At 62.8% G+C, this 23,249-nt stretch carries 21 protein-coding genes and 2 pseudogenes; 5 read left to right on the top strand and 18 right to left on the bottom strand.

The window, feature by feature from the left end; all coding sequences use genetic code 11:
• Window positions 1-58: 58 nt before the first annotated feature.
• The 8 genes and pseudogenes from pbfA to XH80_RS33770 form a co-directional block, all read right to left on the bottom strand.
• Window positions 59-1,402: a (R)-1-hydroxy-2-aminoethylphosphonate ammonia-lyase gene (gene pbfA, locus XH80_RS33805; RefSeq protein ID WP_271602333.1), complete on the bottom strand. Its 1,344-nt coding sequence runs from the start codon at window positions 1,400-1,402 to the stop codon at window positions 59-61.
• Window positions 1,399-2,214: a phosphonoacetaldehyde hydrolase gene (gene phnX, locus XH80_RS33800; RefSeq protein WP_271602332.1), complete on the bottom strand. Its 816-nt coding sequence runs from the start codon at window positions 2,212-2,214 to the stop codon at window positions 1,399-1,401. The genes pbfA and phnX overlap by 4 nt, the downstream gene beginning before the upstream one ends.
• Window positions 2,211-3,362, bottom strand: a complete 1,152-nt coding sequence (locus XH80_RS33795; RefSeq protein ID WP_271602331.1) for a TIGR03364 family FAD-dependent oxidoreductase — start codon at window positions 3,360-3,362, stop codon at window positions 2,211-2,213. The genes phnX and XH80_RS33795 overlap by 4 nt, the downstream gene beginning before the upstream one ends.
• Window positions 3,359-5,077 (bottom strand): putative 2-aminoethylphosphonate ABC transporter permease subunit, encoded by a 1,719-nt coding sequence (locus XH80_RS33790; RefSeq protein WP_271602330.1) that lies wholly within the window; start codon window positions 5,075-5,077, stop codon window positions 3,359-3,361. The genes XH80_RS33795 and XH80_RS33790 overlap by 4 nt, the downstream gene beginning before the upstream one ends.
• A gap of 15 nt (window positions 5,078-5,092) precedes the next feature.
• Complete coding sequence (locus tag XH80_RS33785; RefSeq protein ID WP_442868633.1) at window positions 5,093-6,256, bottom strand: putative 2-aminoethylphosphonate ABC transporter ATP-binding protein; 1,164 nt, start codon at window positions 6,254-6,256, stop codon at window positions 5,093-5,095.
• A 59-nt stretch (window positions 6,257-6,315) separates the two neighbouring features.
• Window positions 6,316-7,296 carry a putative 2-aminoethylphosphonate ABC transporter substrate-binding protein gene (locus tag XH80_RS33780; RefSeq protein ID WP_442868634.1) on the bottom strand — a complete coding sequence of 327 codons (981 nt, stop codon included), beginning with the start codon at window positions 7,294-7,296 and terminating at the stop codon, window positions 6,316-6,318.
• Between the two features lie 517 nt (window positions 7,297-7,813).
• Entirely contained in the window at window positions 7,814-8,041 is a 228-nt protein-coding gene (locus tag XH80_RS33775) for a hypothetical protein (RefSeq protein ID WP_271602327.1), read from the bottom strand.
• A 76-nt stretch (window positions 8,042-8,117) separates the two neighbouring features.
• A pseudogene (locus XH80_RS33770) lies at window positions 8,118-8,213 on the bottom strand (winged helix-turn-helix transcriptional regulator); the annotation flags it as partial.
• A gap of 134 nt (window positions 8,214-8,347) precedes the next feature.
• On the opposite strand from XH80_RS33770, the gene XH80_RS33765 reads away from it, so the two are divergent.
• Window positions 8,348-9,289 carry an alpha/beta fold hydrolase gene (locus XH80_RS33765; protein WP_271602326.1) on the top strand — a complete coding sequence of 314 codons (942 nt, stop codon included), beginning with the start codon at window positions 8,348-8,350 and terminating at the stop codon, window positions 9,287-9,289.
• Window positions 9,290-9,583: 294 nt separating this feature from the next.
• Here XH80_RS33765 and XH80_RS33760 read toward each other — a convergent pair whose 3' ends face one another.
• Entirely contained in the window at window positions 9,584-10,012 is a 429-nt protein-coding gene (locus tag XH80_RS33760) for a tautomerase family protein (protein WP_271602325.1), read from the bottom strand.
• A 159-nt stretch (window positions 10,013-10,171) separates the two neighbouring features.
• A pseudogene (locus XH80_RS33755) lies at window positions 10,172-10,345 on the bottom strand (SDR family NAD(P)-dependent oxidoreductase); the annotation flags it as partial.
• A 128-nt stretch (window positions 10,346-10,473) separates the two neighbouring features.
• On the opposite strand from XH80_RS33755, the gene XH80_RS33750 reads away from it, so the two are divergent.
• Window positions 10,474-10,956: a winged helix-turn-helix transcriptional regulator gene (locus XH80_RS33750; RefSeq protein WP_271602324.1), complete on the top strand. Its 483-nt coding sequence runs from the start codon at window positions 10,474-10,476 to the stop codon at window positions 10,954-10,956.
• On the opposite strand, the gene XH80_RS44145 is transcribed toward XH80_RS33750, so the two are convergent.
• Both XH80_RS44145 and XH80_RS33745 read right to left on the bottom strand, forming a co-directional pair.
• Window positions 10,905-11,150, bottom strand: coding sequence for an integrase core domain-containing protein (locus XH80_RS44145; protein WP_442869190.1), 246 nt, complete (start codon window positions 11,148-11,150; stop codon window positions 10,905-10,907). The two genes, XH80_RS33750 and XH80_RS44145, sit on opposite strands and share 52 nt — an antisense overlap.
• Window positions 11,151-11,259: 109 nt before the next feature.
• Entirely contained in the window at window positions 11,260-12,171 is a 912-nt protein-coding gene (locus XH80_RS33745) for a LysR substrate-binding domain-containing protein (RefSeq protein WP_271602323.1), read from the bottom strand.
• Between the two features lie 125 nt (window positions 12,172-12,296).
• Between XH80_RS33745 and XH80_RS33740 the strand changes: the two genes are divergently transcribed.
• On the top strand, window positions 12,297-13,514 hold the full coding sequence (locus tag XH80_RS33740; RefSeq protein WP_271602356.1) for an MFS transporter: 1,218 nt from the start codon (window positions 12,297-12,299) through the stop codon (window positions 13,512-13,514).
• A 223-nt stretch (window positions 13,515-13,737) separates the two neighbouring features.
• On the opposite strand, the gene hpnH is transcribed toward XH80_RS33740, so the two are convergent.
• Together hpnH and ispH are read right to left on the bottom strand one after the other, a co-directional pair.
• Window positions 13,738-14,898, bottom strand: a complete 1,161-nt coding sequence (hpnH, locus tag XH80_RS33735) for an adenosyl-hopene transferase HpnH (RefSeq protein WP_271602322.1) — start codon at window positions 14,896-14,898, stop codon at window positions 13,738-13,740.
• 35 nt (window positions 14,899-14,933) lie between these two features.
• On the bottom strand, window positions 14,934-15,860 hold the full coding sequence (gene ispH, locus XH80_RS33730) for a 4-hydroxy-3-methylbut-2-enyl diphosphate reductase (RefSeq protein ID WP_271602321.1): 927 nt from the start codon (window positions 15,858-15,860) through the stop codon (window positions 14,934-14,936).
• Window positions 15,861-16,321: 461 nt separating this feature from the next.
• Between ispH and XH80_RS33725 the strand changes: the two genes are divergently transcribed.
• Window positions 16,322-18,910: an MMPL family transporter gene (locus XH80_RS33725; RefSeq protein ID WP_271602320.1), complete on the top strand. Its 2,589-nt coding sequence runs from the start codon at window positions 16,322-16,324 to the stop codon at window positions 18,908-18,910.
• On the opposite strand, the gene XH80_RS33720 is transcribed toward XH80_RS33725, so the two are convergent.
• Window positions 18,878-19,510: a DUF2147 domain-containing protein gene (locus XH80_RS33720; protein WP_271602319.1), complete on the bottom strand. Its 633-nt coding sequence runs from the start codon at window positions 19,508-19,510 to the stop codon at window positions 18,878-18,880. The genes XH80_RS33725 and XH80_RS33720 overlap by 33 nt on opposite strands.
• Window positions 19,511-19,652: 142 nt before the next feature.
• On the opposite strand from XH80_RS33720, the gene hpnO reads away from it, so the two are divergent.
• A complete protein-coding gene (gene hpnO / locus XH80_RS33715) occupies window positions 19,653-21,044 on the top strand; it encodes an aminobacteriohopanetriol synthase HpnO (protein ID WP_220003766.1) in 1,392 nt (463 codons plus the stop codon).
• 135 nt (window positions 21,045-21,179) lie between these two features.
• Here hpnO and XH80_RS33710 read toward each other — a convergent pair whose 3' ends face one another.
• The 3 genes from XH80_RS33710 to XH80_RS33700 all read right to left on the bottom strand — a co-directional run bounded on the left by XH80_RS33710 (window position 21,180) and on the right by XH80_RS33700 (window position 23,169).
• Window positions 21,180-21,788, bottom strand: coding sequence for a hypothetical protein (locus XH80_RS33710; RefSeq protein WP_271602318.1), 609 nt, complete (start codon window positions 21,786-21,788; stop codon window positions 21,180-21,182).
• Between the two features lie 71 nt (window positions 21,789-21,859).
• A complete protein-coding gene (locus tag XH80_RS33705; protein WP_271602317.1) occupies window positions 21,860-22,624 on the bottom strand; it encodes an anti-sigma factor family protein in 765 nt (254 codons plus the stop codon).
• A complete protein-coding gene (locus XH80_RS33700; RefSeq protein WP_271602316.1) occupies window positions 22,621-23,169 on the bottom strand; it encodes a sigma-70 family RNA polymerase sigma factor in 549 nt (182 codons plus the stop codon). Before XH80_RS33700 ends, XH80_RS33705 begins: the two co-directional genes overlap by 4 nt.
• Between the last annotated feature and the right edge of the window lie 80 nt (window positions 23,170-23,249).

Raw genomic sequence — 23,249 nt, 5'->3', positions numbered from 1 at the left:
GAACCGAGAGACAAGGCTCGGTCGCGCGCTGTCGCGAAGCGCGCGCTTCGCGATCGGCTCACAAGGCCGACATCGCTGCCTCGAGAATATCGAGAGCCTGGTCGAGCTCGTCCCGCGAGATCGTCAGCGGCGGGCATAGCGTGACGACGTTGCCGCCGCCGAGCTTGAAGCTGAGACCTGCTTCCAGGCAGCGATACAACAGGCGCTCCGCGCGCGCGTTGGCATCAGGCTCGTCGCGGCGGCCGATCTCGACGCCGAGATAGAGGCCTGCGCCGCGCACCTCTGAGATCAGCGGATACCGCTCTGCCATCGACCGCAGCCGTTCGAGCGCGTGTGCGCCGAGCACGCGCGCCGTGGTGAGCAGTTGCTCGTCCTCGATCACATCGAGCGTGGCGAGCGCCGCAGCGCAGCCGACCGGGCTCTTCTCGTGGGTGTAGTGGCCGAGCGCGCCCTCGGGCACCACGTCGAGATCGGCCCGCGCCACGATCGCCGCCATCGGCATGATGCCGCCGCCGAGACCCTTGCCGAGCACCAGAATGTCGGGTGTGGTATCAGTCTGCTCGCAGACGAACATGGTCCCGGTGCGGCCGAGGCAGCTCGGCACCTCGTCGAAGATCAGGAGCGCCCCGTGCCGGTCGCAGCTCGCGCGCACGCGTGGCCAGAAGCCTGATGGAGGCAGCTCGACCGTGGTCCAGCGCATCGGCTCGGCGATCACGGCCGCGACGTCGCCCTGCACCTCGAGGATATAATCGATGTAGTCGGCGAGGCGTTCATGCGCGCGGCCGTCCTGTCCGAAGAAGCGCGCGGCGAGGCCCGGCGGCGGCACATGCTCCGTGCCCGGCAGCAGCGGGCCGGCGCCGCGCCGGAACAGCGCTTCGCCGCCGACCGAGACCGCGTCGAGATTGGCGCCGTGGAAAGCATCCCACATCGACAGGGTCTTGTGTCGCCCCGTGGCATAGCGGGCAAGCTTCAGGGCCATGCCGATTGCGGCTGAGCCGCTGGGGGCCAGCAGCACCTTCTCGAGTGAACCGGGCGCCAGCTCGGCGAGGCGCCGGGCGAGGTCGATGGCGGACCTGTTGGTATAGCGGCGCGGGCAGAAGGGCAGGGTATCGAGTTGCGACTTGATGGCCGCCACGACGCGAGGATGACCGTAGCCGACCTGATGCACGCTGTTGCCGTGGAAATCGAGGATGCGCCGGCCCTGGAGATCGACGATGTGGCTGCCTTCGGCGCCAGTCGCCACGTTCAGGCACGGCGTCGACAGCGATTGGCGCAGGAACCAGCGCTCATCCTCGTCGAGCCATTGCTTTGTCTGCGCGTCGAGATGGCGCTGCTGGAATGCAAGTCGCTCCGCCGATAGATTGACGTCGCCCTCGGCGGCGCTCATGTCGGACGTGCTCATGGCCGCTCTCCGCGGGCCAGCCGGCCCTCGATCGCTGCGATGACAGGGATGATGTCGGCGACGCCGTCGATTACGTAATGAGCGCCGGCGTCCGTCAGCCGCTCGATCGCGGCCGCGCGCCGCTCGGCGAAGGCTTGCGGCGGCAACGCCGCCGTGTCGGCCAGCGACAAGCCGAACTCATTGCCGGTGACGGCAACGCCGACGGTCCAGCAGCCGCCGTTGAGGCCTTCCTTGATCCCGACCTCGGTGTCGTCGACCTTGACGCAGCTCCAGGCCGGCCAGACCGCGAGCTCCAGGAAGGCCTTGTAGAGCATGAACGGCGTCGGCCGGCCATCGGGCGTGTCGCCGGTGCAAACGATGCTGTCGGGCGCATAGCCTTGCGCGGCCGCGACCGGAATCACCTTGGCCATGATCTCGCGCGTGTAGCCGGTACTGGAGCCGATCTTCAGGCCACGGCGCCGCAGGTGAGCGACAGCCTCAGCCACGCCCGGGATCACGTCGGCGTAGCGGGCGGCGACCTCGACATTCATCGGGACGAACACCTGATAGAGCGCATCGATGTCGGCTTCGGTCGGCTCGTGTCCATGCTTGTCGCGCCAGGCGGCGATGATCCGCGGCAGGCGCATGAGGGCGGCGATGTGCGGGCGCTTGGCCATGCCCATGGGCCCGCGTGCCTCGTCGACGGTGATGGTCACGCCGAAGCGCGCGAATGCCTCGACGAACACGCCCATCGGGGCCAGCGAGCCGTGGTCCACCGTCGTGCCGGCCCAGTCGAACACCACGGCCCTGACGTGCTCGAATGGTTCGCTCATGCCGCTCGGCTCCCGGATGTCAATTCGTCAATGACTTCCTCGGCGATCGCAAACGAGGTGCTGGCGCCGGTGCCGCTGGTGATCATGACGAGGCGCACGGTTTGAGATGGGCGATCGATCAGCATCAGCCGGTCGGACGCCGAAGCGTAAGTGCCGATCCAGCGCTCGCGGATGACGGGTGTTGGCCAGGCCAGGACCTGGCGGAATTCGTCCATGATCAACTCGTCCACCGCTTCAGGACCGAACGGGTCCGGCGTCGCGTCATAGTGATGGGAATCCCCGACGACGAGCGAGCCATCCTCGCTCTGCACGGCGATCAGATGCACACCGTTGGCGAGATGCTGTCCTTGCTCGGATTCAAGTCGCTGTTTCAGCGCGGCCGCCTCCGGCAGTTCGGCGTAGCCGAGATAGCGCACGAGGCCGAGGTCCGACATCACGGCCGCGTTGAAGCGCGGCGCCGCGCTTGCTGAAGCGACCCGCAGCATGTGCAGCTTGCAGCGGACGAGGCCGTAAGCGCTGATGCGTTCCGGATAGAGGCTCACGAAATCGTCGCCGGGGCAGACCACGCAGAGCCGGGCCCGGACCGGCCCGCGCGTGGTGTCGATGTCAGGCGGGGCGACCTCCCTGGCCAACGTCTGATACAGGAAGGTGACGCCGTGCACCTCGGCGAGCCACTTCGCCAGCGCCGGCACGGCGATGCGCGACTCCACCCGCAAATCGTGCGGGCTCGCCAGCACGGCTTGCAGATGGTCGGTGCGCAGCATCGGGAAACGGCGGCCCGCCTCAAGCGGGCTCAGAAGCTCGCAACCCTCGCCCATCTCGGTGGTGCGGAACGCCTCGAGCACCGCCGCGGCTTCCGGTCGTCGCACCGCGACCGCAAGTCCGGCATGCTCGATCCTGATGCCCGCGGCCGCGGCCACTTCGGCCCAGACCTGCCGCGACCGCATCGCCCGTTGCCAGCACCGGCCGCGTTGCTGCCCGGTGACGGTGACGAAGCCGAAATTGCGGATCGAGGCACCGTTCGCCCTTGCGTCGCGCTCGATGACCACGACCCGCAAGCCGCGGCGCACGCCCGCAAGCGCGTGGGCCAGACCACAGATGCCGCCGCCGATCACGGCCAGATCGAATTCGTCGCCGGACACGCTCACCGTTTTCTCCACATCTGCGCGCGCGCAAGATAGCCCTGCGTGAGTAACATATAGATAGCGCGTGTGACGGCCGCTGTGGCGAACACCACCATGGCCATGGCTGCCGCCGGGGCCACGTCGCCCGCGTCATCCATGTTGAGCACGGCGATGGCCGCAAGCGTCGTGTGCGGCGCGTAGATGAAGACCACCGCTGATACGGTCGTCATCGCGTTCACGAACAGGTACATGGCGATATCAAGCACGGCCGGCAGGCAGACCGGCAAGGTCACGCGCATGAAGGTACGCCAGAACGGCACCTTAAGCGATGCCGAAACGGTCTCGAACTCCTGGTCGATCTGCTTGAGCGCCGTCACCGCGGTCAGGTGCGAGACCGAGTAGAAATGCGAGATGGTGCAGATGACGAGGATGGCCATCGTGCCGTAGATGAAGTTCAGCGGATTGGCCGGGTTGTTGAAGAAGAAGATGTAGCCGAGGCCGAGCACCAGACCGGGAACGGCCAAGGGGAGCAGCGCGAGAAACTGCACGAAGCCGCGAATGGCGCGAAAGCGCGGGGTCTTCTCCACCAGATAGGCGCCGGTAAAGATCACCGCGGTCCCGAACAGCGCGGTGAGGCCGGCCATGACCAGCGAGTTGAAATAGCTGCGCCAGCCGCCGCCATCCATCATGTCGAAGTCGAAGTTCCTGAAGCTGGGCGTCAGATTGTAGGGCCAGAGCGTCGCGATCGAGGCGAAGAAGGACACGCCAAGAATGACCAGGATCGCGAACGCGATCAGCGAACAGATCGCCAGCATGGCGCGGTCGATCGTGGCGTCGGGCTTGGGCGCATACGGCACGGCGCGCGCGGAGAGCAATGCCAGCTGGCGCCGCTGCATCAGCTGGTCGACGACGAAGGCCAGCGCCGCCGGCAACAGCAGGATCAGGCCGACCACCGCGCCCATCTGGAAATTCTGCTGCCCGACCACCTGCTTGTAGATGTCGGTCGCGAGCACGTTGAACTTGCCGCCGATGACCTTGGGCACGCCGAAATCGGTGATGACAAGGGTAAAGACGACGAAGACCGCGCTGATCAGCCCGTAGCGCGCGCCGGGAATGGTCACCGTCCAGAAGGTGCGGTGCGAACTTGCCCGCAACGCTTCCGCGGCCTCGTACAGACGCGCGTCCGAAATCGCCAGCGCCGTGGTGATGATGATGAGCGCGTGCGGGAAGGTCCAGAACACCTCGCCCATGACGATGCCGATCGGACCGTAGATCGATGCGCCGAAAAGCATCCATTTGACGAGGCCCTGGTTGCCGAACAGGTAGACGAGACTGATCGCGGGCAACAGCGAGGGCGCGAGTATCGGGATCTGCGCGATGATGCGGAACAGTCCGCGCCCTGGCATGCAGGTGCGGGTCAGCCCATAGGCGTAGACGAAGGCGAGCAGAACGCAGATGAACGTGCTCAGCAGCGAGACCCAGATCGAGTGCCAGATCGAATTGGCCAGCGCTGGACTTGCGAAATAGGCCTGGAAATTGGCGAGGCCGACGAAGCTGCCATCTGCCGCCTGGAAGCTCTTGGACAGCAGCGCCCAGAGCGGCAATAGCACGGTGACGATCAACCAGAGACCGAGCGCCACGACCGCGCCGCGCATGATCCAGTCGTCGCGCCCGAGCTTCTGCCGCAGCGGTGCGACGGCGGCGGCACGGTCCGGCAGACTCAGCGTCTCGCTCGTCATCGCTGCTGTCCCGTGTCAGGCCGGCGCGGAGCGCGGCTGGGCAAAGACGCGCAACCGCTGCGGCGGCAGCGCGACCTCGATGGTCGCGCCCGAGGAAATGCCGAGGTCGCGCACGGCGTTGATGGAAAAGTCGGCCGAGAAATTCAGGTTGGTGCCGCTCGCATGCAGGGTCGTCGCGAAATGATTGCCGATGAATTCCATCACGCCGACCTGGACCGACAGGCGATTGTCCGCATGCTCCCCGATGTCGCGCACCACCACGTCCTCCGGCCGAAGGCAGACCGTGACGGCCGCGCCCTCGGCGAGCGGCACATCCTCGCCGAAATCGAGCACGGCTCCGCTGACATTGGCGCGCTTGCTGGTGACGAGGCGTCCTTCCAGAAAGTTCATCTTGCCGACGAAGTCGGCGACGAAAGCCGTCGCGGGGCGGCCGTAGATCTCGTCGGGCGTGCCGACCTGCTCGATCCTGCCATGGCTCATCACCACGATCCGGTCGGACATGGTGAGCGCCTCCTCCTGATCGTGGGTCACCATGATCGTCGTCAGCTTGAGGCGCTGCTGCAGGTCGCGGATCTCGCCGCGCAGGCGCGCCCGGACGCGGGCGTCGAGGGCGGACAGCGGTTCGTCCAGCAGCAGCAGGCCGGGCGATAGCGCCAGCGCGCGGGCGAGTGCGACGCGCTGCTGCTGTCCGCCCGAGAGCTGCGCCGGATATTTGCCGGCCTGCTCGGGCAGGCCGACGAGTTCGAGAAGCTCCTTGACCCGTTTGTCGATCGCGATGCGCGGCGTGCCTGCCGAGACAAGGCCGTAGGCGACGTTGTCCTTGATCGTGAGGTTCGGGAACAGCGCGTAGGACTGGAACACGATGCCGAAATCGCGCTTGGCCACCGGCAGCGTCGAGATGTCGAGCCCGCCCTGATAGATCGACCCGGTGGTCTGCACGTCGAGGCCGGAGATGGCGCGGAGCAGCGTGGTCTTGCCGCAGCCGGACGGCCCGAGGAATGAGACGAACTCGCCCGGCATGATGTCGAGATCGACAGTGTCGAGCGCGGTGAACGCGCCGAACTTCTTCGAGAGGTTGCGGATGCGGAGATAGGGCACCGTCGTTGGCGTGCTGTCCATTCTACTGTCCCGCATTGACCGGCGGCGCGCGTGCACCGCCGGGTTCGTTGCTCCGAGCATCCCGGGCGGGATGCTCGGTTCAGTTCGCTCAGTTCGGGGTCTTCAGTTCTTGTTCTTCTTCAATTCTTGGGCTCGGACTTGCCGTCGTAGCGCTTGCTCCACTCCGCCAGGATCTTGTCGCGGTTCTCCGCGGCCCAGGCGAAGTCGTTCTTGATCAGCATCTTGTCGATGTCACCCTGGATGAACTCCATGGAGCTTGCGATGCCCGGCAACGCGACGATGGCGAAGTTCTCGGCGTAGAGCCTGTTGGCCTCCGGCGTCGCCGCCCAGTCGACCAGCTTCTTCGCCGCCTCCACCTCCTTGGTCGTCTTCATGATGCCGATCGCCTCCATGTCCCAGCCGAGGCCTTCCTTGGGCAGGACGATGCTGATCGGCGCGCCGCCCTTCTTGGTCTTGTTGGCGCGATATTCGAATGAGAGGCCGATCGTGTACTCGCCGGCGGCGGCCTGTCGGCACGGCTTGGAGCCGGAATGGGTGTAGGCCGCGATGTTCTTGTGCAGCTCGTCCATGTACTTCCAGCCGCCGTCCCAGCCGAACATCTGAAGCCAGGCGGAGACCATCAGAAACCCGGTCCCCGACGAGGCCGGGTTCGGCATGGCGATCTGTCCCTGGTAGACCGGCTTGGTCAGATCGGCCCAGGACGCAGGCTCCGGCAGGTTCTTCTTGCCCGACTCCACGGTGTTGACGCAGAAGGCGGATGCCCAGACATCCATGCCCACCCATTCCGGCGTGGCGGCTGGATCGCGCATCTTGGCGTCGACCTTGTCGAGACCGACAGGCGCGTAAGGCATCAGCATGCCTTCCTTCTGCAGCAGCATCAGCGAGGTTGCAGCAAGACCCATGACCACGTCGGCCTTGGGGTTTGCTTTCTCTGCAAGGAGTTTTGCGGTGATGATGCCGGTGGAGTCGCGAACCCAGAGGATGTTGATGCCGGGATTGGCCTTCTCGAAGGCGGCCTTGTAGGGCTTGATCTGGTCGGCCTCCAAGGCCGTGTAAACGGTGAGGTCTGCCGCGCGAGCTGTCGTGGCGAGGCAGAACATGGCGGCGATCGACGCAACAGCGCATCGCAGACCGGTTGTCGTGCACAGGTTCATGTCGGGCTCCATCGATGTTGGCCAGGGGCCGGCGCCGTCAGGGCAGGGAACCCGGTATTGTTAGATGACATTCCCGTGACGTGCATGTCGGATTTTGTGCACGGCGCGCCTCGATTGCTGTGTCTCTGCACATCTTGAGTGCAGTATCGCTCAAGTGCACTGCAACTTCGGCACCGGGGAAGCGGTCACCGGGCACCGCCGAGGCCGGCTGCCCCGCGCGACTGCCGGGGTTTTCTGATCGGCGCGGAGCTGGTGGACAGTCCGTCGGACTGATCGCCCGTACCCGGTCGACGAGCCTGTGCTTGACCGGCTTGATATGAACGTAATCAACATGCCGGGCGAAATCGGCTTCGTCGCGAATGCTCCCAATATCTGCGTTGCCAGATGCCCCGTTCGCTCTTGGCCGAGCGGCTTTGGGATATCCTTTCGTTTCGTGGCAGCCGGCGCGAAAAGGCGGACTTGATCAGCTGCCAGCGCATTGCAAAATCGGCGTCAGCTTCCAAACGGTGTGGAGGTGATCAGGCAACCCCACGATGGCGTCGATCGTGAATGGGTGACGTCGGCGTGTCTCGCGAAACGCCATGCGCAGCAGCTCGACATGATACGTCAGCAACGATGGCTTCGGCTCCGCCAGATTGACGGTGAAGAAGAAGCATCCACCCTGAACGAAGTTGCGACGGTACGCGGTCATGACGCGACGTTACCACGAAGCACGTGCGATGGGTTTCGCAAGAGCTGAACTCGTCCTACGGGCTGCACATCGGCACATCGCGAACGATCAGCAGCGACCACCAATCGCCAATTGCATCCGGCGGTCGTGCGACGCCGCACATGGATGTCTTGTGACGGACTCTCCTGGCCATTCTGAAGCACCTGCCCTTCGAATTGCCCCAGCGCGGATCGTGCGGTTGCTGCCTCAGATGATATTGGTTGCAAGTTGAAACCGCAAGATATAGGGATATGTGGTTTCAATATAAAACCACTCCAGGTCACGATGATGATTGAAGCCGACGCCACATTCGCCAGCACCTTTCCGTTCGCACCGCATTTCACGAACGCTCCGGGGTTTCAGATGCATTACGTTGACGAAGGGCCGCGCGAAGGTGAAGTTGTGCTGTGCCTGCATGGCGAGCCGACTTGGGGCTATCTGTTTCGCCATCTCATTTCGGCATTGAGCCCAACGCATCGGGTGGTCGTGCCCGATCATATGGGTTTTGGTAAGAGTGAGACCCCGCCGGAGCGCAGCTACTGGCTTCAGGACCACATCGATAATTTGGAGGCGTTGGTCCTTGCACTCGATCTCACCGGTATAACCCTGGTCATGCATGATTTTGGCGGTCCTGTCGGAATGGGGTTCGCCGCCAGGCATCCTCTTCGCATCAGCAGGATCATCTCCGCCAATGGGCCAACGCCGTTCGGTCAGGCCGATCTCTTCGAACGCGTAATGGCGAATGCTGCCGTCTCGCCTTGGTTTCAGTGGATTGCGAAAGCGGAGTCCGAGGGGCGGCTCGAATCCGTGCTCGGCCAACTAGGATTCAACATCTTGAGCACGCTGAAGCTCAACGGCTTTGAAAACAACGCCATCATTTCGGATAGCTTCATCGGCGCCTATGCCGCTCCCTTCGCGCGTCCTCAGGATTGTCTCGGCGCGATCGGCTGGGCGAAGGGGTTCGCCATCGGCTCCCACAAATTCGAGGAACCCGACGCCGCGGCCGTTCGCGCCATTCGAGAAAAGCCAGCATTGGCAATCTGGGGCGAGGCTGATCGCACGCTGAATGCAGAACATTTCCTGCCTCTGTTCGCAGAAATTTTTCCGACTGGGCAAATTACGCGCCTGCCTGCCACCGGGCACTATTGCTTCGAGGATTCCCCAGAAACAGTTGCACGGCTCATCGCTGACTTTCTCAGCCAAACCTGCGTCAGAAGACAAGCGTTATAGATCAATCCGAGGTCCGCCTGGTCGGAGCGCGGTCCCTAGTGCAAGGTTTCGAGAGGGGTGGACACGCGCGGAGCGCCGACCCACTCGATTCATCAAATACTTCCCTCGCGTTTGGCGTGAGTATTGGTAACTCCAACAATGCCCTTTGGGGCCAAGTGATTGCGGCGGCAGGCTTAGCGAAGGCTGGCGTCGTCAACACCGGCGCCACAATCATGCGGCAAAAAATGCCCTCAATTCCGTTTCCGATCTGGCGGTTTCGATCGGACGGGAGATAGCGAGTGTCCGCAGTATCGGTCAGGTTTCGGCATACGCCGAGGGCCTGTTTTCCGTACGCCATTTCAATTCCGCCGACGTGCCAGGCAACGGAGGCTTAAAGCCGTTTATCATCCACAATTCGAAAGGCGTATCATCTACGTGCAGCTCCCAGCGATAGCCGCGTCCAGCGACATAAGGCTCGAGCACGCGAGCACATCCCTGCAAGAACTGCTGCTGCATTTTGGGATCATCGATCGATCGGGCGATATGGTCCACTGTGACTCTCACGAAGTCATTCGCAGGCTCGCCGCCAATATAGAGTCCTCCCTTCGGAATTTTGTGAAAGAACACATTAACATAGAAGCGAGGCAGAAAGCTTTCGTAGATGGCGGTGATCTTCTGTGACAGCTGCTGCTTATCAGAATCGGTGAATACATTTTCGGGGTGATAGATCTGCCACATCGGCATTTTCGGTCTCCTTTTTAAATTGCTGCTCTGCTTGATCGGCTAACTGGCTGGCGTACCGCGGCGCGCGCTAGCCGGCTCCGCAAGGCGCCGCCACAAGACCGGAGTGGGCACCTTCGAAACGCCCATGCCGTTTCGTCTTGAAGATTCGGGAAGGTTTCGGCCGTGCTCGCCAGAGAGTCGCTTGGCAAGCGCCTCCAGCCGATCAAATTGCCGTGCAACCAGCACGAGATCACATCCACGTGCTGCCAATCGGTCCGCACGGACAGCACCGATACCTGAAGATGCGCCTGTGACGAGGGTCGTCCCCTTGATCGCCCGTTGCGCTGAATTCATCGAGAGCCCCTCTGTATGCTCACTCTCCTTATGCAACTACAATAATAAGAGTTAGTCAAGCTCTTATCATCGGAGTGACAATGTGGTACCGTGTGCCAGCGTCAAACGGGCAGCACAGGGACCAAACAATGCGCTCAAAGGGTTTCGAGGGGATGGTGTGTTCCGTCGCCAAAGTCATGGGAGCGATTGGCGATCGCTGGGGCATGCTCATCATGCGAGACTTGCTGCTGGGACTAAGCCGTTACGAAGATTTGCGCCACTCAACCGGCATCACCAACACCACGTTGTCGGATCGCTTGAAGATGCTGGAAGAAAACGGGCTGATCGAGCGAAGGCTGTATCAGTCCCGTCCCGATCGTTTCGAGTACAGACCGACCGTCAAAGGGCGCGATATTGGTCTTGTCATGCAGGCTATGGTGCAGATTGGCGACCGGTGGAGTCCCACAGGCGTGAAACGGCCGCCCTTGAAGTTTGTTGATAGTCAAACCGGCCGTAGCGTTAAATTAATATCGGTCGACTCGGAAACAGATAATCCTGTGGCGCCTCAGAATATTGGAGCTCAAGCCGGGAGCGGCGCCGACGATCTTATGATCTGGCGCTTGACTAGATGACGTATCTCTCGGCGTCGTCGGAGCGCCGAGTGCAGGCGCACTTTGTTGTAGACCTCCGCGATGAAGCAAGTGATGTGGCGGCGGGCGTCGCCCAGGTCGGCAAAGGCTTTGCCGTTGATCGGTTCGGCCTTGAGCGTTTTCGTGAAGCTTTCGGCCTTGGCGGAGACGATCTGAGGGGGATTTCTCGCTGGCAAAGAGAAAAGGCCCCGTCGCCATTGGCGGCCGGGCCGTTTGCTTTGACGGTCCGTAACCTGGACCGACCGAAACGCTCGAGGCTCCCTGCGGTCGAGGGCGGTGCCACCGTCATCGCAACTCGGTTCGCTCGCGCGAGGCCTCCAGCCGCAACCATTTGCTCACGCGTGTCACGCTCCGGCGAACCTTATGTGCGGATGGGAATACGATGTAATATCCGAGGGCGTCGGAAAAATCGGCGTCGAGCAGCTTGACGAGCTGGCCGCGCGCGAGAGCCGCGGAGGCGAGCGATTCGCGCGCCATCGCGATGCCTTGCGCGTTGATGGCGGCTTCGACGACGACGCCACTATCGTCGTACTGAATGGCGTCGGTCAGGTCGAGTTGATGGCCGGTCTGGCGGGCGTAGCGGGCCCAGTACCGGTAGACCGGGTCCTCGATGATGGGATAGCTCGCGATCTCCGGCAAGCTCTTCGGCATTGCCCGCGCTTGAAAGAGCCGTGGACTACAGACCGCAATCATATGGTCCTTCATCAGCAGATCGGCATGAAGGCCGGGCCATTCGCCGTCGCCGTGGCGGATCGCCATGTCGACGTTCTCGACTTCGAAATCCACATAGTGCCGCGTGACATTCAGCGCCAACTGGATGTCCTTGACCTCCTGGTGAAACTTGGAGAGGCGTTTGACCAGCCATAGATGCGTGAATGACGGCGACACGCTGAGACAGATCTGCTCGATCCTCTTGCTCCGCTGCGTCGTCCTGGCTTGGGACGTTGCCGTATCGATGCGCTCGAGCGCCTTGCTGATGGCTTCGAAATATGTCCTGCCGATGTCGGTCAACACGACCGTCGCGATGCCGCGCTTGAACAGGGCGGTGCCGATGAAACTTTCGAGGTTTCGTATCTGCTGGCTGACTGCACTCTGGGTGATGTGGAGTTCGTCGGCCGCCAGGGTGAAGCTTCTCCTGCGTGCTGCGGCTTCGAAATAGCGCAATGCATTGAGGGGAGGCAGGTTCGCGAAGGTCATGCCTTGGTTTTTCTAATGCGTATTAGAAATTGTCAATTGCCACGACGCAACTAATTCACAAAGGTGTCACGCAGGATCGATGCGGACCCGTCAGTGGCGCCCGGGACGATTTGAAGACCAGCGTGATGGGGCATCGCCGCTCGATGAGGATACAGCCGTTCGGGTTAGCCTTCATCGCCTTCCGGTTCTCGCGCAACAGCTACTTTCACGTGGCGTTCAGCGTCTTGTATTTCCAGAGCCTTGGCTTCTCACTCGCAACGGCTCTCTCGTTGGAAAGCTTCTACTACATCGCCAAGGCGGGTTGCGAAGTCCCGTGCGGCGTGTTTGCGGATAGTGTCGGCCGTAAGCTCACGCTCGTGCTCGGCTCGCTGGCGGCTGCGTCCTGCTATCTCGGTCTCGGGCTGTGCGACCAATATTGGCAGATGATGCTGTTCGAGGCCGGACTTGGCCTGTCGATGTCGATGGCATCAGGCACGGACTCCGCTCTGGTGTATGACGAGTACAAGGCGCTCGCAAAGACCGCGGAATATGAGCATGTCGAATCCATCGGATGGGGTATGCGCAACATCGCGCGGGGTGTTGCCTCGGCCTTCGGATCGCTCTTTGCGACCTGGTACACGATGGGCAGCACCTTCATTCTCACATCCATCGCGATCTTCATGTCCGCGCCGGTTGCGGCCATCTTCCTGAAAGAGGGAGGCCGTCGAAAGACGTCGCTCGGAGCCGTGGTCGCATCGGCAGCTTCGCTGGTCCGGCGCAACGCCGAGTATCGCCGCGTCCTTCTCCAATTTGCGATCATCACGATCGGGGTCAAAGCCGGCTTCTGGGCGTTTCAGCCCTTCTCGGATCTGCATCATCTGCCGCTGGAATGGATCGGCACGTGCTTCACCGCGCTGCTGTTCATATCGCTGGTCGCCTCGTTTTTCGTCAAGCGGATCTGCCGCGTCTTTGGCTTGCTGCACACGCAGACGGCGCTGATCGTGGCAGCCTTCGCCATCATGAGCCTGTCCTTTGCCTCCGAAGGCAAGGCCGGCATCCTCATCGTTTCCCTAGGGCTTGCGCTTCACGCGATCGCGCAGGGCATTTCCGACCCGATCATGCGCATCCTGATCAATCGGTATGCCGACTCGGATAGCCGCGCGACGGCCATGTCGGTTGCGTCCATGGCGGGAGACGGATCGTTCTCGCTCGTAGCCCCTCTGTTCGGATATCTGATCGACAAGCAGGGCGGCGCGGCCGCCAGCATTGCGATCGTGGCCGTGACGTTGTGTTCGCTCTATCCCGACCTGATCAAACTGCATCAAGCAGGCATGAAAAAGCAAACGGTCCATAAGCGGGGGTAGACGAGCTGCTGCTCTGGATAGGGACAGGGCAGCATGCCATCGTGCCGGTGTTTTGCCCGACGGGTCAAGTTAATTTCGCCAAATACGAAATTTGGGTTGGTCTCGGATCGCCCTCCTCTACTGTGCATGGGGTTGTTTTCCATTTTTGTGGGAGAGGGAGCAAAACAAAAGGCCCGGTCGCCATCGGCGACCGGGCCTTGTTCGTTCGTATCGGCTGTTGCGCTTACGCCGCCGTCGAAGCCTTCCGCGCCGCCTTCGCGGCTGCGGCTTCAGCCTCGTCCTTGCGGATCTCGGAGAGCTTCTTCTGGACCTGCTCGGAGAAGATGTACTGCGCCGGGCGCTGCTTCGACAGGTCGATCTCCGGCGCCATCGGGCCGGTGGTCTTGATGCCGCGCAGCGACACCCACATCGCCTTCAGCGGGTTGTTGAGGGCTGCGGTCGCCGCCGTCGGCTCGTAGCCGCAATGGGCCATACAGTCGGCGCACTTCTCGTACTTGCCGGTGCCGTAGGTCTCCCAGTCGGTGGTGTCCATCAGCTCCTTGAAGGTCTTGGCGTAGCCTTCGCCGAGCAGGTAGCAGGGCTTCTGCCAGCCGAAGATGTTGCGCGCGGGCATGCCCCACGGCGTGCATTCGTATTCCTGGTTGCCGGCGAGGAAGTCGAGGAACAGGCCGGAATGCATGAAGTTCCACTTCTTGCCCTTGCCCATCGCGAAGACGTCGCGGAACAGCTTCTTGGTCTTGGTGCGGTTGAGGAAGTGCTCCTGGTCCGGCGCGCGCTCATAGGCGTAGCCGGGCGACATCGAGACGCCGACGCCGAGCTCGACGGTGAGGTCGAGGAATTTTGCGATCTCCTCGGCCGGATGGCCGTCGAAGATGGTGGCGTTGACGTTGACGGTGAAGCCGCGCGCCTTGGCCGCCTTGATCGCGGAGACGGCGCGGTCGAACACGCCAACTTGCGACACCGCCTTGTCATGGTGGTCACGCAGGCCGTCGAGATGCACCGAGAAGAACAGGTAGGGCGAGGGCTCGAACAGGTCGAGCTTCTTCTCCAGCAGCAGCGCGTTGGTGCAGAGCGAGACGAACTTCTTGCGCGCGACGAGGCCGCGCACGATCTCGCCGATCTCCTTGTGGATCAGCGGCTCGCCGCCGGGAATGGCGACCATCGGCGCGCCGCACTCGTCGGCCGCGTCCCAGCACTCCTGGGCGGTCATGCGGCGGTTGAGGATCGCGTCGGGATAATCGATCTTGCCGCAGCCGACGCAGGCGAGGTTGCAGCGGAACAGCGGCTCGAGCATCAGCACGAGCGGATAGCGTTTGCGGCCAAGCAGTTTCTGCTTGAGCAAATAGCCGCCGATACGCATTTCCTTGAAGAAGGGGATTGCCATTACACGTTTCTTTCTGGGCTTGAAATTCGGGTAGGTCAGCTTGCAGCCAGCTCGGCCGGAAGCCTGAATTCGATGTTTTCCTCGCGGCCGGGAAGTACCGAGACCGTCACCGGTCCGATCCGCCGCAGCGCTTCGATCACGTCATCCACCAGCACCTCGGGCGCCGAGGCGCCGGCCGTGAGGCCGACGGACCTCGCACCTTTCAACCACTGCGGGTTGAGCTCGCTTCCATCGGCGATCAGATAACTCGCGACGCCGGCCTCGGTGCCGATCTCGCGAAGCCGGTTCGAATTCGAGCTATTGGCAGCGCCCACCACCAAGATCACGTCGACCAGCTTGCTCAAGTCCCTTACCGCAGATTGGCGGTTCTGTGTCGCATAGCAGATATCCCGGATGTCTGGGCCTTGAATATCTGTAAATTTGGCCTGAAGGGCCTCGATGATGCCCTTGGTGTCGTCGACCGACAGGGTGGTCTGGGTGATGTAGGCCACTGGCATATCGGCAGGCAGCGTGAGGGCCTTGGCTTCCTCGACGCTCTGGACCAGCAGAACCGGGCCGGGGACCTGGCCCATCGTGCCCTCGACCTCGGGATGGCCGGCATGGCCGATCAGGATCAGGGTACGGCCCTTGGTGATGTACCGCTTCCCCTGATTGTGAACTTTCGTGACCAGGGGGCAGGTGGCATTCAGCACCGGCAGGTCGCGGGCGGCAGCCTCCTCCTCGACGCTGCGGGCGACGCCATGGGCACTGAAAACGGTCACGGCCTTCGGCGGAACTTCAGACAGCTCCTCGACGAAGATGGCGCCCTTGGCCTTCAGGCTCTCGACCACGTATTTGTTATGCACGATCTCGTGGCGCACGTAGACCGGCGGGCCGTATTTCTCCAGCGCCCGCTCTACGATCTCGATCGCGCGCACCACACCGGCGCAAAAGCCGCGCGGCTGCGCTAGATAAACTTCCATTGGACGCCCATCACGCAAGTTGCACCAATCCGCTTCATTGTCCCCGGCGGCACCCCGATATGGACCCATGCTGCAATATCCGCACCATCGGTGTCGCAACCGCGGTAACTGCCCACCCCCATCGGGGCCTGGTCGCATGCAGGCACAGCACTTTGTGTCAAAAAATCGGCAATAAGGAAAGGTGGGAATAGAGCTGCTGGTTCCCGGCAGTGCCGGTCAAGGTATTATAGTAGTCGGCCTACAAGAGCCGGACGGCGACGTTTGTGCCCACTCCTCCGTCACTTTGCCGCCTCAAGTCTCCGGCTATACCGGCCGTCCCGCATGATTTTGCCACGGTCTCCCGGCGTTCACATCGAACCTTGTTCCGCTGAGAACCACTCAAAACAGCAATAGGTTTCGCTCCGGAACTCCGATAAACAGCGGGCGTTTCCGGCAAGCTGTTAACACCAGAAAGAAAATACGTGCTGCAAAGCGTAGTCGTTGCCATCGTCAGGGCCTGCACCCGGTTTGCCTCCCTCGTCGTCGTTCTCGGGCTCCTGCTGGCGGTGGGGGCGGGCTATTACACGTCCAAGCACTTTGCCATCAACACCGACATCAACTCGCTGATTGCCCAGAATCTGGACTGGCGCCAGCGCGATCAGCAGTTTGACCGAGCCTTCGATCGCGACGCCACGATCCTCGCGGTTGTTGAGGCCAGGACGCCGGAGATGGTAAACGCGGCGGCGAAGGCGCTGTTTGCCAAGCTCAAGGACGACAAGACCCACTTCCAGTCGATGCAGCAGCTTGGCACCGGCGAGTTCTTCGAGAAGAACGGCCTGTTGTTCCTGCCGACCGAGGAGGTCGCCAAGATCACCAGCCAGTTCGAATCCGCAGCGCCCCTGATCGAGATCATGGCCGGCGATCCCTCGATCCGCGGCCTGACCGGCGCGTTGGAGACCGGGCTTGCCGGCGTCAAGCGCGGCGAGGTCAAGCTCGACAGCACCGAGCGGCCGTTCAACCAGATCGCACAGACGGTCGAGACCGTGCTCAACAAAGGCAATGCGGTCTTCTCCTGGCGCGAGCTCGTCAGCGACGAGCCGCTGAAGGATTCCGACAAGCGCGCCTTCATCGAGTTCAAGCCGATCCTCGACTACAACGCGCTGGAGCCCGGCAAGGATGCCACCGATGCGATCCGCAAGGCGGCGGCGAACCTCAATTTCCCAACCAAATACCAGGCGCGCGTGCGGCTGACCGGCCCAGTGCCGATCGCCAACGAGGAATACGCCACCGTCCAGGAGGGTGCTGTCGTCAACGGCGTCGGCACGGTGCTCGTCGTGCTGTTCATCCTGTGGCTGGCGCTGCATTCGGCCAAGATCATCTTCGCCGTGTTCGTCAATCTCTTCGTCGGCCTCGCGATCACCACCGCCGCCGGCCTCATGATGGTCGGCTCGCTCAATCTGCTGTCGATCGCGTTTGCCGTGCTGTTCGTCGGCCTCGGCGTCGATTTCGGCATCCAGTACAGCGTCCGCTACCGCTCGGAGCGTTACAAGGTCGATGATCTCCGCAAGGCGCTGGTGCTTGCCGCCAGACGCTCCGCGATCCCGCTGTCGCTCGCTGCGATGGCGACCGCAGCCGGCTTCCTCTGCTTCATCCCGACCGATTACAAGGGCATCGCCGAACTCGGCCAGATCGCCGGCGTCGGCATGCTGGTGGCGTTCATCTCCTCGATCACCGTCCTGCCGGCGCTGCTCAAACTGCTCAACCCGCCCGGCGAGAAGGAGCCGGTGGGCTACGCCTTCCTGGCGCCGCTCGATCATTTCCTGGAGAAGCACCGCGTGTTGGTCGTCGGTGGCACGCTGCTGCTCGCGGTCGCCGGCCTGCCGCTGCTCTATTTCATGAAGTTCGACTTCAACCCGATGAACCTGCGCAATCCGCACGCGGAATCGATCGCAACATTCCTCGACCTGCGCAAGGATCCAAACACCGGCGCCAACGCCATCAACGTGATGGTCACGTCGGAAGAGCAGGCCCAGCAAGTTGAGGCGAGGCTCGAAAAGGTCCCGGAAGTATTGCGGGTGATGTCGCTCAACAGTTTCGTGCCTGAGGACCAGGAGCCCAAGCTGAAGCTGATCGCGCAAGGCGCCAAGGTGCTGAACCCCGCGCTCAATCCGGACCAGGTCGATGCAGCGCCGTCGGACCAGGAGAACGTCGAGTCGCTGAAATCCTCGGTCGGGAATCTCCGCCGGACCGCGGGCGACGCCAAGGGGCCCGGTGCGGTTGCCTCGCGTAGGCTCGCGGACGCCCTGGAGAAGCTCGCCAACTCGGATGAAGCGACCCGCAACAAGGCGCAGGATGTGTTCGTTACGCCGATGAAGATCGTGTTCGACCAGCTCAGAAACGCGATGCAGGCCGGGCCGGTGACCCTGAACTCATTGCCACCGGATCTCGTCAGCGCCTGGAAGAGCAAGGACGGCATCATTCGCGTCGAGGCCCAGCCCAAGGGCGATCCGAACGACAACGATACGCTGCGCAAGTTTGCGGCAGCTGTGCTCGCTGCCGAGCCGACCGCAATTGGTGGACCCGTCTCGATCCTGAAATCCGGCGACACCGTGGTGAACGCCTTCATCCATGCCGGCATCTATGCGCTGCTGGTGATCGGCCTGTTGCTGTGGATCACGCTCCGTCGCATTGTGGATGTGCTGATGACGCTGGTGCCGCTGTTGGTTGCAGGTGCAGTGACGCTCGAGATCTGCGTGTTGATCGGCCTGCCGCTGAACTTTGCCAATATCGTCGCGTTTCCGCTGTTGCTCGGCGTCGGTGTCGCGTTCAAGATCTACTATGTCGTCGCGTGGCGGTCCGGCAGGACAAACCTGCTTCAGACCAGCCTGACGCGCGCGATCTTTTTCAGCGCGCTGACGACGGCGACGGCGTTCGGCAGTCTGTGGCTGTCGAGCCATCCGGGCACGTCCAGCATGGGCAAGCTGCTCGCACTTTCTCTGGTGACGACGCTTGCCGCAGTGCTGCTGTTCCAGCCGGCCCTAATGGGCAAACCCCGCAATCTCAGGGAGTAGGCAGATGTCGCCGACCGGGTCAGTGGCGCCTTTCTGACCCGGCTTCGCCGCGGCCGCACTCTTCGGAGCGGCCGCCGTCGGCGCAGGTGCCGCGGCAGCCGGCGCTGGCGCAGACTTGGGCGCTGCACCGGTGGTTTTTGGCGGGCCCTTGGCCATGGCGTTGGCGGTGCTCGGGGGGATCGGCGGACCAACGCGGGTCCAGGTCTCGCCGCCGCACAGGAAGCCCAGCACGCAACCCTTGATCTCGAGCTGGTCGGTGCCATTTGGCGTGATGGTCGCACTATACATCTGACCATCCTTGGCGTTGTAGACCTGACCTTCCCATTGCTCGGCGCCGGGCGTCTTCTTCATGTTGATCAGGGTCGCCATGCCCAGTGTCGGCCTGTTCTTTTTTGAGGCATCCGGGTTGTTCTCGTCGCGGCCGCCAGGCTGTTTTTCCCAGGAAACCGCGCCCCACATGCTGTCATTGCATTGCGCGACACGGATATTGGCGACGCCGTCGGCGACCCGCCAGTCGCCGGTCGGATCGGCGGCAAGCGCAGGTGTCAGGCCGGCGTAACCACCTGCCAGTATAATTCCGGTGTAAATTGCCAAACGCATATGTGTTCCTCGGCAGTGCAACATGGTCTAAAGCTGTGCTTGCGAAGATGGTCCGAAAAAGGGCAAAAGGCCGCACAGACCCTTTTCCGTTTGCTGACCGTTTTCAGTTGACGAAGCGGCCCTCAACCGAAGTATGTAGCGGATGAACAGTCCAAATCCAGACATGTCCCAGTTGTTCGCGGACCGTCAGGCCCAGCGCAGCACCCTGCATAATCGGTACCTGAACGAGCAGTTCGTCCGGGTTCTCAAGACCATCGGCTACGACGTCGGCTTCCAGAAGGGGCAGGGGCAGTACCTCTACGATCGCGAGGGGGCACGCTATCTCGACCTCTTGTCCGGCTTTGGCGTGTTTGCGATCGGGCGCAATCATCCTGTCATGCGCGAGGCGCTCAAGAGCGTGCTTGACGCCGATCTGCCCAATCTCGTTCAATTCGACGTCTCGACCCTGGCCGGCGTGCTCGCCGAGCGGCTCCTCAAATATGTTCCCTATCTCGACAAGGCCTTCTTCGCAAATTCCGGCGCGGAATGCGTCGAGGCCGCGATCAAGTTCGCGCGCGGCGCGACCGGGCGCCCCGGCATCGTCTATTGCGCGCACGGCTATCACGGCCTGACCTATGGCGCGCTGTCGCTGACCGGCGATTCGAACTTCCGCACCGGCTTCGAGCCGCTACTGCCGGGTTGCACCTCGGTTCCGTTCAACGATCTCGCCGCGCTCGAGAAGGCCCTGGCCTCGCGCGAGGTCGCTGCCTTCGTCGTCGAGCCGATCCAGGGCAAGGGCGTCAACATGCCCTCCGACGAGTTCCTGCCGGGCGCGGCCGCACTCTGCAAGAAATACGGCACGCTGTTCGTCGCAGACGAGATCCAGACCGGCATGGGCCGCACCGGCCGCTTCCTCGCGGTCGAGCACTGGAATGTCGAGCCCGACATGGTGCTGTTGTCGAAGTCACTGTCGGGCGGCCACGTCCCCGTCGGCGCCGTGCTGACGCGCAAGAGCATCTTCGACAAGATTTTTAATCAGATGGACCGTGCCGTGGTGCACGGTTCCACGTTCTCCAAGAACGACCTGGCGATGGCCGCAGGTATTGCCACTCTCGATGTGATGGAGTCCGAGAAGCTGATCGAGGCTGCCGCCAAGCGCGGCGCAGAGCTTCGCCTCGCGCTTACCCGCATGGTCCCCGGCTACGAGCTGATGAAGGAAGTGCGCGGCAAGGGCCTGATGATCGGCATCGAGTTCGGTCCGCCGAAATCGCTGCGCCTGCGCGCCTCCTGGAACGTGCTGGAGGCCGCCAACAAGGGCCTGTTCTGCCAGCTCATCACGGTGCCGCTGTTCAAGGATCACAAGATCCTGACCCAGGTCGCCGGTCACGGCAGCCACACCATCAAGCTCTTGCCGCCGCTCACCATCACCGAAGAAGACTGCAGCTGGATCGAGCGCGCCTTCGACGACGTGATCGCCGGCAGCCACAAGGTCCCCGGTGCGATCTGGTCGCTCGGCAAGACGCTGGTGGACAACGCGGTGCGACGGTCGGCGTAAAGCATGATCCGGAAAAGTGCGAAGCGGTTTTCCGAAAAGATCATGCTCAAACAATAACCTAAAGCGCGATCACGATTCATCCTGATCTCATCGCGCTTTAGGCCGTTCGCTCGGCCGCGTCAGGCCGTGTCCAGCTCAATGCGCAAACACCGTATTGAACATCGGCGAGACATCGTCGTTCTTCTCGATCGCGAGAATGGCGCGGCGTTGCGTTGCAAAGAGGATCGGGATGTCCATCCAGTCTTTGCTTCGGATCAGCAGCGAATTTTTGGACGCATCCTGCGGCACCGCGGACAGGCCGATCAGGAAATGCGCGTCGGCGACCCTCACCGAGAGCGCGGCAAGGGGCGCGCCCTTGGCCTGCTCGTTGGCCTTCATCAGAAGGCCCGGGACCTGTTTGATCCGACCGGCGGTGAAGCCTGGGCCAACCTCGATCTGCACCGTATGAGTGGCAGGCAACGCGGAATCGAAATTGCGTCGGATGGTGAGCGTCATTTGCAGTTTTCGCGAGGGTATCTCGACGGTGCCGCGTATCGTGACGTCGTCTGATGGCGCCGAGGCATCGGTCGTCGGTTCGACCTGCCAGGTGATCTGTCCCTCTACGCGGTGACCTTTCGGATCGCTCAGGTCTTCCTCGTAGAGGACGGCGCGCATCGTGGTGGCGAGTCCGTCCCGGGCTGCTGCCGGCCCGGATGCGGCGATCGTCCAGGCAAGGGCTGCAGCGAGAAAAAGAGCGCGGATCATGGCGTTGAATTAGCAGCGCGCCTCTGACCCCGCAATCGAAAGTTGTGATTGCGCCTCGTTATCGAGCGCTGCTACCCCTCCACATTCGCCTTCATCGCCGCCTCGAACTTGTCGACGAACTCGCTGAGTTCGTCGCCGCCGATGTCGCTGATGGCCCAGAAGTTCAGGCCGCGCTCGCCCCAGCGGCGGCAGTTGAAGCCCTGCATGGTCTGCGTCTTCGGTGGCCGATGCTCGGTGCTCGCGGTCTGCGACACGAACAGGTTGATGATGTGCTGCCGGCGCTTGTAGACGACCGCGCCGATGGCGCGCGCATCGATATAATCGAGCCGGCCGCCGACCAGCGTAAAGCCTTGCGCGGTGAGGTCGATCACCGGCGGGGCGACGTCGAGCTTGCCGTTGAACCACGGCTTCACCGTGTGCTGGTCGGTCGAGACCACGTCGATGAGATGGCCCGCCTGGAGCGAGCGCAGATGCGCGGAGACGACCTCCGAGAGGATGCGCTGCTGGTCGTCCTGGCGCAGCACGACAGCAACGACGCCTGAAGCGGCGAGTGCGGAGACCGCTGAACCCATCGCAAAGCCGCGCAGCACCGAGCGTCGGCTGGGCTGCGGCCGCGCTTGCGGGATCGACGCCTCGATACGAGTCCGGAGGCTGGCAGGCGCGCTGTAGCGCAGGTTGGTGTCGGCCAGTACGCGCTTCATCTCTCGCTGGGCCGCGAACTCGGCCGCGCAGGCCGGGCAGGCGGCGATATGAGCTTCGACCTCGCGCGCGTGGCCGGCATCAAGCTCGTTGTCGAGCAGCGCGTGAAGCAGGATTTTTGCTTCGTCGCAGGTCATTTCGGGTGCTCCTCTTCCGCCGTCCAGGCCGCGCGCAGCATGGCGCGGGCGCGGGCAAGGCGGGACATCACGGTGCCGACGGGGGCGCCAACGGCTTCGGCAATTTCACGATAGGACAGGTTGTTGATCTCCCGCAGCACGAAGGTTTCCTTGAACGGCTCGGCGAGCGCGTCGATCATCTTGCGGATGGCGCCGGCGTCGCGATTGCGTAGCACCTCGGTCTCCGGGCTTGCCTCGCTCTCCTGCCACATCGGCGTCTGGTCGGCCGCGCCCGGCGTATCCTCGATCGCGGCGTGCGAATGCGCGCGCCTGGCATATTCGGCGTTGCAGACATTGCGCAGGATCGCGAACAGCCACGGCTTCATCGCCGGGCCGCGATAGCTGTCAAAATGCTTCAGCGCGCGCAGATAGCATTCCTGCACCGCGTCCTCCGCGTCGGAGGCGTCGCGCAGGAGATAGCGTGCGAGCGTGTAGACGTCGTCAAGATAGGGCAGTGCCGCCTCGCGGAAGCGCTGCGCCTTCTGGAAATCGTCGCTGACGGGCATCGCCTCTCGCTTTGCCTCTTGCTGCGTTTGGTCCGTCGTTTCGTGTTTCGCGTCGTTTTGGGGCCTGACCGAAGGCGCGC

The sequence above is a fragment of the Bradyrhizobium sp. CCBAU 45384 genome, from assembly GCF_028128665.1.
GTDB lineage: Bacteria > Pseudomonadota > Alphaproteobacteria > Rhizobiales > Xanthobacteraceae > Bradyrhizobium > Bradyrhizobium manausense.
Note: the sequence above shows the minus strand (reverse complement) of the source record. Positions and strands in the feature narration are given on the sequence as shown.